Here is a 2,108-nt window from a genome sequence, read left to right as displayed (position 1 = left end):
CACTATCCACTCCGGACACCCCCCTCGGCCTCCCCGCGACCTCCAACGAACCACCCCACCCGACCGCCGAACTCCCACAACCAGCACCCACAGCGCATTCGTCCTCTGACGGCACCCGGCGGCCCCTGACAACGGAAGTGCCTGCGGTTCAGCAAGATTCGGATCCGACCCGCACGACGGGCCAGCACTCGGTTGAGCGCGCCCCGACAACCGAAGAGCCTGCGGTCCGGAAAGATTCGGAACCGACTCAACCGCTGACCACAGACGAGCGCTCGGTCCCCGATCCGGACCCCCAGCATGGTCAGGATCCGGCGGACCCCGCAGGCAGTCGCAATCGCGCCGATGACGCGGACTCGTCTGATGCTGCGGCCCATGGTGATCGTGACGGCGAATCGTCCGCGCCCGAGGTGCTTCCAGTTCGCGAAGGCACTGAACCCACTGCGCGACGGGTCGCCAACAACCACTCGGCTATCGATTCCGGCACGCAGCGGGGTCAGGATGCACGGGACAGCACGGGCAGTCGTGATCATGCGGATGATGCAGAGTCGTCAGGTGCTCCGGCGCGGAGTGATCGTGAATCGCCCGTGCCCGAGGCGCCTCCGGTTCGCGAAGGTTCGGAACCCAGTGTGCCGCGAGGCGGGGACGATCGGTCTGCCACGGATCTGGGCGCCCAGCATGGCGAGGAGGAGTCGTCTGACTGGGCGGCGGGTCGTGGCCGTGCGGATGATGAATCGTCGGATGGGGCAACGCGTCCCGAGCAGGGCGGTGACGGAGAGACGTCGGAGGGACGGGCGCGGCACGGGCGTGCCGATGCTGAATCGTCCGATGGAGCAGCGCGTCCCGAGCAGCGAGGTGGCGGGGGGTTGTCTGAGGGTCGGGCGCGGGACGGGCGTGCCGGTGACGATGGATCATCCCGCGGTGCCTCGGGTGGTCGTGCAGGTGACGGGGATTCGTCCGGTCATGCCTCGCGTGGTCGGGCGGGGGATGAGGAGTCGGTTGGGGATGGCGGGAGTCGTGGTCGTGACGGGGGAGCGGGCGAGGGTGGGGCTCGGTCGAATCGGGGTGGTGGGCAGGAGCCTCCGGAGGGGCGGTCGGATTCGGGTGGTTCGGAGCTGCCGCCATTGCCCGGTTCGATGCTGCGGTCCCATATCCCGCATCCACCGAGGCTGAACCACGAGTACGAGATGCCCGATCCGCCCAGTAGGGCACAGTTCGATCCGACTTGGCCGCTGCCGAAGCACCCGCCGGAACCCCCGCAGCCGCCGCACCCGCCAACGCCGCCGCACCCGCCAACGCCGCCGCACCCGCCGAAGCCTCCGGTTCAGCCACATCAGCCGGTACCGCCGAAACCGCCTGTGCCGCCGCATGAGCCGATGCCGCCCAAACCGCCGGTCCCCCCGAAGCCCCCGCTTCCACCTACGCCGCCGAAGCCCCCGCTTCCACCTACGCCGCCGGTGCCTCCGGTTCCACCTACGCCACCGGTCCCGCCGACCGCCCCGCAACCCCCGGTTCCGCCGCCGACGTCGCAGCCCCCGGTGCCACCGACGACGCCCGTGCCGCCGACGACGTGGCAACCGCCGCCGACGCCGAGCACGCCGGTGCCGCCGTTCCCGCCAACGACGCCGCAACCTCCGGTTCCGCCGACGACGCCTGTGCCGCAGCCGACGCCTGTGCCGCCGCCGACGTCGCAGCCCCCGGTGCCACCGACGACGCCCGTGCCGCCGACGACGTGGCAACCGCCGACGACGCCGAGCACGCCGGTGCCGCCATTCCCGCCAACGACGCCGCAACCCCCGGTTCCGCCGACGACGCCTGTGCCGCAGCCGACGCCTGTGCCGCCGCCGACGTCGCAGCCCCCGGTGCCACCGACGACGCCCGTGCCGCCGACGACGTGGCAACCGCCGACGACGCCGAGCACGCCGGTGCCGCCGTTCCCGCCAACGACGCCGCAGCCCCCGGTGCCGCCCACCACGCCGGTGCCGCCGTTCCCGCTGGAGCCCTCAGTGCCGTTGACGACGTCGGTGCCGCCGTTCCCGCCGGAGCCCTCAGTGCCGTCGACGACGCCGGTGCCGCCGTTCCCGCCGGAACCCTCAGTGCCGCAGACCACG

Annotated in this window: 1 pseudogene; it reads left to right on the top strand. The window is 72.2% G+C overall.

Annotated features, from left to right (window positions below):
- Positions 1-1,567: 1,567 nt before the first annotated feature.
- Positions 1,568-2,108: pseudogene (locus tag ACHQ4I_RS39280) on the top strand (hypothetical protein); the annotation flags it as partial.

Source organism: Nocardia nepalensis (assembly GCF_048910785.1).
Classification (GTDB): Bacteria; Actinomycetota; Actinomycetes; order Mycobacteriales; family Mycobacteriaceae; genus Nocardia; species Nocardia nepalensis.
Note: the sequence above shows the minus strand (reverse complement) of the source record. Positions and strands in the feature narration are given on the sequence as shown.